This window comes from Dehalococcoidales bacterium, from assembly GCA_030698765.1.
Lineage (GTDB): Bacteria > Chloroflexota > Dehalococcoidia > Dehalococcoidales > UBA2162 > JAUYMF01.
This window is the reverse complement of sequence record JAUYMF010000045.1, coordinates 1-9,301: the sequence shown is the minus strand read 5'-3', so window position 1 is coordinate 9,301 and position 9,301 is coordinate 1. Positions and strand designations below refer to the sequence as shown.

Annotated in this window: 8 protein-coding genes and 1 tRNA gene; 4 read left to right on the top strand and 5 right to left on the bottom strand. The window is 52.2% G+C overall.

Translation table 11 applies throughout. The features are described 5' to 3' along the window. Nucleotides 1–486 (top strand): hypothetical protein (locus Q8Q07_02380; protein ID MDP3879138.1); only part of this gene is annotated, 486 nt, incomplete at its 5' end. Between the two features lie 432 nt (nucleotides 487–918). Next, nucleotides 919–1,006 (top strand) — tRNA-Ser (locus Q8Q07_02375). 2 nt (nucleotides 1,007–1,008) lie between these two features. On the opposite strand, the gene Q8Q07_02370 is transcribed toward Q8Q07_02375, so the two are convergent. Together Q8Q07_02370 and Q8Q07_02365 are read right to left on the bottom strand one after the other, a co-directional pair. Continuing rightward, nucleotides 1,009–1,995: a D-glycerate dehydrogenase gene (locus Q8Q07_02370; GenBank protein ID MDP3879137.1), complete on the bottom strand. Its 987-nt coding sequence runs from the start codon at nucleotides 1,993–1,995 to the stop codon at nucleotides 1,009–1,011. Between the two features lie 208 nt (nucleotides 1,996–2,203). After that, complete coding sequence (locus tag Q8Q07_02365) at nucleotides 2,204–3,814, bottom strand: peptide ABC transporter substrate-binding protein (protein ID MDP3879136.1); 1,611 nt, start codon at nucleotides 3,812–3,814, stop codon at nucleotides 2,204–2,206. A gap of 151 nt (nucleotides 3,815–3,965) precedes the next feature. On the opposite strand from Q8Q07_02365, the gene Q8Q07_02360 reads away from it, so the two are divergent. Beyond that, complete coding sequence (locus Q8Q07_02360; protein ID MDP3879135.1) at nucleotides 3,966–4,466, top strand: YfcE family phosphodiesterase; 501 nt, start codon at nucleotides 3,966–3,968, stop codon at nucleotides 4,464–4,466. Between the two features lie 413 nt (nucleotides 4,467–4,879). Here Q8Q07_02360 and Q8Q07_02355 read toward each other — a convergent pair whose 3' ends face one another. The 3 genes from Q8Q07_02355 to aroF form a co-directional block, all read right to left on the bottom strand. Further along, nucleotides 4,880–6,292 (bottom strand): CoA-binding protein, encoded by a 1,413-nt coding sequence (locus Q8Q07_02355; protein MDP3879134.1) that lies wholly within the window; start codon nucleotides 6,290–6,292, stop codon nucleotides 4,880–4,882. A 25-nt stretch (nucleotides 6,293–6,317) separates the two neighbouring features. Continuing rightward, nucleotides 6,318–7,046: a DNA repair exonuclease gene (locus tag Q8Q07_02350; protein ID MDP3879133.1), complete on the bottom strand. Its 729-nt coding sequence runs from the start codon at nucleotides 7,044–7,046 to the stop codon at nucleotides 6,318–6,320. A 227-nt stretch (nucleotides 7,047–7,273) separates the two neighbouring features. Beyond that, nucleotides 7,274–8,278 carry a 3-deoxy-7-phosphoheptulonate synthase gene (gene aroF / locus Q8Q07_02345; protein MDP3879132.1) on the bottom strand — a complete coding sequence of 335 codons (1,005 nt, stop codon included), beginning with the start codon at nucleotides 8,276–8,278 and terminating at the stop codon, nucleotides 7,274–7,276. Nucleotides 8,279–8,460: 182 nt separating this feature from the next. Here aroF and Q8Q07_02340 point away from each other — a divergent pair. Beyond that, nucleotides 8,461–9,301, top strand: an 841-nt coding sequence (locus tag Q8Q07_02340; protein MDP3879131.1) for an indolepyruvate ferredoxin oxidoreductase subunit alpha, incomplete at its 3' end; no start/stop codon positions are given.

Here is a 9,301-nt window from a genome sequence, read left to right as displayed (position 1 = left end):
AGCCCAACACCAACACCTACTACCATTACTTCTGAGACTGACCTACGCTCATTTCTGGAACAGAACTTTGCAACTCTTAATACCTCGCTTGGGTCTACTAGCTTTACCTTCAATATTGACCACAATACTTTAATTTCCATTCCGTATGATTATTGGATTCAAGTAGATTATGATTCGACATTCTTCTACGATTTGCAATACAGTAACACAATCTCTACGGAAATGAATAATAAAGTAGCAGAAGAATTGCGTGCCCATCAAGAGAAGCTAGCCAAAGCTGTTATTGAAAAGATGTCGAATACAAAGTTCTACGGCGGATATTATAAATCGTGGTATAGATATCCGAATCTAAAAGTAGACTTGATTACCAGACACTATTATTCTTGGGTAAACTATAACCCGCCGTCCATATTAACTAAATACGAAAGTGCGAATGTCACTGGTTTCGCTTGGTATTCATTAATTGATGACTCACTTCTGCGATAAGAAAACTGCCTAACGCAAAGATAACCCGTAAACACCTCAGAATCGTCAGTCCACAGCAACCCTCGTATTATAGGTGCGTAGAGCATAAAAAGTCAAGCTGGGACATGCCCGGTTTTATTTGCATTCGGTTGGTTTTATTTGTCATTGCGAGGAGGCGTAGCCGACGTGGCAATCTGAGAGGTGAGGTATACCCTTCCCCTCACACAGATTGCTTCGCCTTCCGCCTATAGCGGAATGGTCTCGCAAAGACACCGCCAACCAAAACCGAATAATACCATATGCCCCGCCATTAGAACGCTGTGTGGTCTTCCTCACTTTCCGAGGCAGATCACCCGAGGCTACAGTCAGCAAGACAACATTCCGGGAATCATACGGCCAGGCGGATTGACGATGCTCTACGGTTAAGGCATAATGAGGCTGCCGAACCGTTCCGGAGGGGTGTCCGAGAGGCCTAAGGAGACGGTCTTGAAAACCGTTGTTGCGCAAGCAACCGTGGGTTCGAATCCCACCCCCTCCGCCACCCTACCTCCCCCCGTACACCTCCGGGTTCACGCAGGTAGGCAGCTTTTTACCCTGCAGACCGGCCACAATGTTTTCCGCGGCCATGACCGCCATCCTGGTACGAGTGGCGATACTGGCGCTGCCGATGTGGGGGGTAAAGACCACGTTATCCAGGGTGAGCAAGGGGTCATCGGCGGGGATTGGCTCCCTCTCAAAGACATCGAGCGCCGCCGCCGCAATCTGCCCTGACTTCAGCGCCTGGTAGAGCGCCTTCTGGTCCACCACCGGCCCGCGAGCGGTATTTACCAGGACTGCCGTCGGCTTCATCACCGCCAGTTCCGCAGCGCCAATCATCTGCCGCGTATCTCCCGTCAGGGGCACGTTAAGGCTGACAAAGTCAGACCGGCGCAGCAGCTCCGGCAAAGTCGCCACATATTCCACCCCCAGTTCCTTTTCCACGTCCGGCCGCCGGGTTCTATTATGGTAAAGGACATCCATCTGGAAACCATTGCCTCTGCGGGCGACCTCGGCGCCGATTCTACCCATGCCGATGATACCCAGGGTACTGTGGTGCACATCCTGCCCGATCATCAGCCGAGGGTCGGCTGTCGTCCGCCACTGCCCCCGGCGGGTATAGGCGTCAGACTCGGCGATGCGCCGGGCCGCCGCCATGAGCAGGGCGAAGGCGAGATCAGCCGTCGTCTCCGAGAGCACGCCGGGGGTATTGCCCACCGGGATGCCCTTCTCCGTGGCCTTAGCCACGTCGATATTATCAAAACCAACGGCATAGTTGGCCACCACTTTGAGGCGCGGGGCCGCATCCAGAACGCCAGCATCCACCCTGTCCGAGAGCATGCAGAGCAGCCCGTCGATATTCTTGACCTGCTCCAGCAGCGTCTCATAGGGTATCGCGGCATCGCTCTCCCACAGCTTTACCTCGGCAACTCTGCCGATGATATCCAGCGCTTCCGGAAATACTTTTCTCGTTATGTAAACTACATATGTCATTAATCCGGTCTCCTTTCAGTCTGCCAGCTAATCGAATAACCTCATCCCCTTTATCCCCTTCTCCTGCCAGGAGAAGGGGAAGAGATTTAAAGAGAGGGGGCAAAGTCCCCTCTCTTTTAGGTAACTCCCCTCTTCCCGTTGGGAAGGGGGACAGTGGGATGGGCTTCCATCTTATAGTCATGCCGGAGAACCAATCATATCTCCCCGACTAGTGAGGCTTGACCGAGACCTCATTCAGCATCACAAAACCCATGGGGTTCACCCGGTACCCTTCAACATAAGGTTTGACCAGGATATAGTTTTGCCCGAACCATAACGGCAAAGAGGCGGCATCCTCAACCAGCTTCTGTTCAGCCTGCCGGTACAGGGTCAGGCTCAAAGCTTCGTCCAGTTCCACGTTGGCATCATCCAGCAAGGCGTCCACTTCAGGGTTACGGTACTCGCCGTAATTGTTCTCAGCCCCACTGCGAAAGAGAACGTCCAGAAAGTCCTGCGGGTGCGGGTAGTCGGCAATCCAGCCCAGGTCAAACATCTCATCCTTCTCTTCCTTGAGGAAGTAAAAGAACCTCTGCGGTTCCATCTGTCTCACCTTGACCTCAACCCCCAAGTTCTGCCGCCACTGATAAACGATAGCTTCCAGTCCCTGGGAAATCAAGCCACCCCAGCCCCCGGTGGTAATGGTAATCTGGGGCAGTTTAGATACGTCCCCATAGCTGGATTCCCTGATTAGCTGCTGCGCCCGGTTCACATCATAATCCAGCCCCCGTAAGCTCTCATTGAAGCCGGGCATACCGGGAGGCAGGATGCCATCAGCCGGCTGCATCATATCCCGGAACACCAGAGAGACGAGTTTTTCCTTATCTATAGCCATCGAGAAAGCCTGGCGGATTTTGGCATCATCAAAGGGCGGCCTGGTCGCGTTGAAACCAACATAAGAGAAGCTCAACTCAGGGACTATGACCAGGTCATCGTAGAACGGCCCGGCCTCATCGCTAACCTTATCAATGTAGTCAATACCAACTTCAGTGACATCAATCTCCCCGGTCTCATAAAGGTTCATCGGCACACCGCTCCACAGGTGAAAGACTACTGAACTGACCCTGGCCGTCTGTCCGTAATAAAGCCCGTTCCTCTCCAGGACAAATAAACTATTCTCCTCCCACTGTTTAAGCTTAAAGGGACCGGTACCGTTCGGCTGCTGCCACCACTTGCTCCCCGATGCCACATTGTTCCTGTCCACCACGAACGCCGTGACATAGGTCAGCTTGGACAGGAAATAAGACTTGGGAGCATCTATTGTTACCTGAAGAGTATAATCATCAAGAACACGAACGCCGCTGATGTCCTGGCTTTTGCCGGACAGGACATCACTTACGCCAACAATATCCCCGAGGTAAGTGGCGGCTGTCAGTGAGCCTGTAGCCGGGTCAGCGGCACGCCGCCAGGCATACTCAAAATCTCCGGCTTTAACTTCCCTGCCGTCATGGAACCTGACACCACGCCTTAGCTCGAACGTAAAAGTCCTGCCGTCATCACTGACCCGCCACTCCCGAGCGATATCCGGGGCCGGTTCCAGGTTATCATCAAGACGTACCAGACCGCTGAACAACTGCATGATATAGCGGTGAGAGTTCGCTTCACCGGCAACCGCCGGATCAAGCGTGTTCGGGTCAATGCCATAAAGATTGAGTACCTCCCCTTCACCGGGAGATACCGGCGCGGCTATCTGCCCGAACTGACAGCCGCTGGGTAAATAAAATAGCAGCAAGCTGCTTACCAGTATTATCACCGTTAATATATATAGAGTTCTTTTTATCATCTTATCCCGCTGCAAAATATTTAGTCACAATATAACATAAATCTCCTGACTTCTGCACGACTTACCGCAAGAAAAAACCAATCTGTCATCGTTTCATCGAATATCAAAAATTGACAAAACAATTCAGTTCAGGTATGGTAAGGATAACACGATGCTTATTGGACTAATCTCGGATACTCACATACCCGATCATGTCAGGGCACTCCCTCCTAAATTAGAGGAGGTCTTTCGTGGCGTCGAGCTGATTTTACACGCCGGGGATATTTATCTTCCTTCCGTCCTGGACGAACTGGAGCTTATTGCTCCGGTACTGGCCGCTGAGGGTGACGATGACCCTTTCTCTATAAAGAATGACCCTCGTGTAAAGTGGAACCAGGTCATTAATATTGATGGCGTTACTATCCGGCTGATGCACGATAAGCTCTGGGCTACAGTGCCTTTTCCCCAGGAAGCTTCAAAAAACGAAAACCATTCTCCTCAAGTCATCGTCTTCGGTCATACCCACTCTCCCTCACTGCAAAGAAAGAACGGACTGCTACTGGTCAGCCCCGGCAGCGCCACTTTCCCCAACTATAAAAACGAACTGGGTACGGTAGGTCTGCTGGAGATCGACTCCGGTAAAGCTGAGGCTCGAATCATACAGCTCCAGTAGAAGCCAGGCAGATAACCGGCTTTCCGGACCGCCTCATGAACCTTTAAGGCTATTCCGGGGAAGTTTAGTTTTTCGGCTGGCGCTGCGCCAGGTAAATAAGATGCCATTCCCGCCCCGCATCAATTATAGGGTAAACTCCAGGGGGAGTCTCCCTCACCCCACATGGATTCCGCATCAAGCCTGTCCAGGCGACAGGCCAGGGTGCGGAATGACAAAATGATTAATGGGCGAATCCCGGTTACCGATTGAATTGTGATTAACTTTACAGGATGCTAGTGTAGTGTCTCTTATATATCTTGCCGTATCAAGGAAGTTGCTGTCATTCCAGCGAAGGCTGGAATCCAGGGGATAGACATGGATTCCGGATCAAGTCCGGAATGACAGAACTGTAAAGACATTTGTAATACACTATACTAGTAACCGGCGCCGTTCCGCAGGACGTAGTAATCCAGGGTATTTTTCAGAGCCTTGGCGCCGCGGTCAAGGGCGACAAATGCCGGGACTCCACCCTCCTGAAACTGATGAATCACATTCCCGGCCTGCGTCACTTCTTCAGCCGAGGAGGAGTAAGAGATAATCGCTATCACCGGCTTTGGCGTCTTTCGCCTGATATCAATCGCGGCATTGATATGAGTCTCAATCTGGTCAGGAGTACCGAAGCGGACGGTAACCAGAAGCACCAGGTTATCAATATTAGCATCCCGTTCCAGTATCTCCAGGATACGCTTTATCTCTTTACGGTTGGTATTGCCGGTATCCACCGGGTTACGATAGCTCCCCCCTATCAGACTGAAGAATGTAGCCAGTTCATCATAGGACTGGCCGGTCAGGAGCGGTACCTTCAACCCGGCCTCGGCAAAAACATCGGCAATCGCCACTGATTGTCCGCCGGAACCCCCGGCTATCGCCACTTTCTCACCGCTGACCGGCGAGAGGAACCACAGTGCCTTTACCGTGTCAGTAAGCTCTTCCATGCTGGCTACATTTATTGCCCGGCACTGCTTCACGGCAGCATCCCATATCGCCCGGGGCACCGCCAGCGACCCGGTATGCGAAGCGATAGCCCGCCCCCCTTCTTCCGTACGTCCCCCTTTCAATATCACCACCGGCTTCCGCGCCGCTACTTCCTTCAATACTTTAAGAAAACGCCGTCCGTCCTTGACCCCTTCCAGGTACATGGCAATAATCCTGGTATCCGCATCACGACCCAGATATTCTAGGTAATCAGCCGAATCAAGGACTATCCCGTTACCGAAGCTCACCGATTTGCTGACACCAAGCCCCTGAAACTGCATCTCCCGGCTGAAGTTATTAGCCATGGTACCGCTCTGCGAGATAAAGCCAACCGGCCCGGGAGGGCCGGTGTACTGGTCCCGGCTCTGTTTGATACCGACCGCCGGGTTAAAGATCCCCATACAGTTAGGGCCGATAAGATGGAAGTTGGCCTGTTCCGCCCTCTCTTTGAGCAGGCGTTCCAGCCTGATTCCCTCCTCGGTATCCGTTTCGGCGAAGCCTGACGTAAAGAAAAAAGCCGCCGCCGCGTCTTTGGTGATACAGTCCTCCAGGACAGCCGGAGCCACCGCCCGAGGTACGGAAACAATCACCAGATCCACTGGCTCCGGAACCTCCCGGATACTGGCGTAGTTTTTCACCCCCAGAGCCTCAATCCCGGCAATTTCCTCCGGGGCAACCTGAACCGAGTAGAGTTTCCCTTTAAAAGAACTTTGAGAACGGAGCCAGCGGAAATCGCTACGGTGATTGTCACCCACCACAACCACACAACGTGGATTAAAAGCCCTGTCCAATTTGGTGAAATCTACCTTCAATCTCTTAACCTGCGCCACGTCCGGCTTATAATAGACCTTCGTGACTCTCCCATATTGAATAACGGCTGATCTGCACCCCCGTATCTTCGGCAAGGTCGACAATCACCACCTTGCCGGACATGGACGGAGAACCGGAGTAGCAGGCCAGTACCGGATCATCGCCGATACACTCATAAACAGGATGATGTCCCAGAGCGATATAGTCCCACCCTGAGTTGAAAATTTCCTCACGCGTGATATGATAGCTCGGGAAAATATGGGGCCCATTACTAACATAATGACCGTGGGCCACCGCGACATGCCACAACCCGTCATCCCCAGGCTCCGGTATTCCTTTCATGGGATGAACATCATTTTCATAAGTATCTATCGGCTTGCCCCAGAGTGAAATCCCCAGGTCAGGAAGGTCAATTCGTTCTCCCTGGGACGCCCTGAAGAGGCGGAGATTAGTACAGCCCTGCCACAGGTTGACCCGGTTAAAGACCGAGTCTTTGGTCAAGCAATCATGGTTACCCGCCAGTACCAGCACCGGCACCGGTAAGCGCCGCAGCTGTTCTACGGCAAAGCTGACCAGGTCATCATCAACCCGGTTATAATCGAAAAAATCACCGGCGATAATGACCATGTCCACATCAAGCCTGATAGCGGCATTAACCAGCGCTTCAAGACTCTGACACGCCTTATCACCGAGTGCGGCTAGATGTACATCAGAGGTATGCAGTATTTTCCGCGGCGTCCGCCTACCATTGGTCATCAGCAAAAACCATCACTTTCAAATCAATAAAACACCCTGGGAGACTGATGGAGAATCCCAAAACGGACCTTTAACAGGATTTGATAGATAACTCAAGGTGACCGCACAAGAAAAAAATAGAGGAACACCTGTTTCAAAATCCACGCCTGTTAGCTTCTAAGATAATCATAGCACTTAATGATAATAACACGCAAACCTGAAACGAGCAAAGAAAGACAACTCAATCACTAAATATATCTGCCGATTGATTTGGCGATTTCCTTAAGTTCTCCCATCAACCGGTTGAAATCAGACGGCGTGAGTGACTGAAGACCGTCTACCAGCGCTTCCTTGGGATTGGGATGGACTTCAATGAGCAGTCCATCAGCCCCCGCCGCCACCGCCGCTCTGGCTATTGCCGGTACCAGTGAATAGTGACCGGCGGCATGACTGGGATCAACGATTACCGGCAGGTGACTGAACTTCTTAATTACCGGTATCGAGCAGACATCCAGAGAAAAGCGAGCGGTATCTTCAAATGTCCTGATTCCTCGCTCGCACAGAATAACCCGGTTTCCCCCCTCTGCCAGCAGGTAGTCAGCCGCGGTAAGCCACTCGGTAACCGTACACGAGAACCCACGTTTCAAGACAACCGGCCACCGGCTCGCACCCACGCTGGTCAGCAAAGAAAAGTTCTGCATATTGCGGGAGCCAACCTGCAGAATATCAGCGTACTTTGATACCAGACTGACGTCATGAGAGTCCACCACCTCGGTAATTACCGGCATGCCAACCTCTTTCCTGACCTCTGCCAGCAATTCCAGTCCGGCTTCCTCCAGACCCTGAAAGCTGAAAGGAGAGGTACGCGGTTTGAAAGCACCGCCACGCAAGATACTGGCTCCGGCCTTTTTAACCGCACGGGCCGCTTCTATAAGCTGCTCTTTACTCTCCACGGCGCAGGGTCCGGCCATAACTACAATACGCTTACCCCCAACCTCAATGCCGTCAATGGAAACCAGGCTATCCCGGGCGCTGAATTCCCGGGAAGCCAGTTTATAGGGTTTCATTATTCTGGTCACGCTCTCCACACCGGGAAGTACCGCAAAGAGGTCGGTGGAGATTTGCCCGGTATTACTCCCCAGAAGGGCCACCACTGTCTTGTCAGTGCCCCGGTTCAACTGGACATCAAGGCCCATTGATTTGGCCCGTTCAATTACGGCGTCGATTTCTTCTTTAGTACTACCTGTTCTCATTTCAACAATCATGGTGCGCTACCTCAATTCCCTTAAAATCAAATTTAAGCTTAAATTGCCCACCGGGCAATTCTTACTTCACAGTTCTTATGTAATGATAATACACGCACCGCATTTAGTCGTCAAGCTCACTTTTTAACGAAACCCTCCGCATTTGCCTGATGAGGATGCCATGTTGTAATATGGAGAAAATGATAAAATTACTCTCCGGAAACCAGGCCCTTGCTTTAGGGGCTTACCACGCCGGTGTCAAGGTAGCCACCGCTTATCCCGGGACCCCGAGCACGGAAATACTCGAATCTATCGCTGCTTACGAGGATATCTACGCAGAATGGTCAACCAATGAGCAGGTAGCCATGGAAGTAGCGTTGGGGGCGGCTTATACCGGAGTCCGCGTGATGGTCTCCCTGAAACAGGTAGGACTGAACGTAGCCAGTGACGCTTTTATGGCTGCCGCCACCACCGGCATCAATGGCGGGATGGTTGTCATCTGCGCTGATGACCCGGGAATACACAGTTCCCAGAACGAGCAGGACACCCGCCATTACGTTAAACTGGCCAAAGTACCAATGCTCGAGCCCGGCGACAGCCAGGAAGCCTATGAGCTTATGGCTTGTGCCTTTGACATCAGTGAAGAGTTTGATACTCCGGTACTGATGCGCACTTCCACCCGCATCTCCCATTCCAAGTCCGTGGTGAAGACAGAACGGAACCGCGCCGTACCGGTCAGACAAGCGGACTTTCAGTACAATGCAGCTAAATACGTCATGCTGCCCGTCTACGCCCGGAACCGGCATCAGATAATAGAAGAGCGCCTGGTTAAACTGGCGGCATACGCTGAAACCTTTCCCTTTAACCGGATTATCCCAGGGGAACGCCGTTTTGGCGTGATAACCAGCGGGGTCAGCTACCAGTATGCCGCACAGGTCTTCCCCCGCGCTTCTTTTCTCAAACTGGGAATGACCTATCCCCTTCCCCGGAATCTAATCCGCCAGTTTGCCGGGCAGGTAGACAGGTTAATCG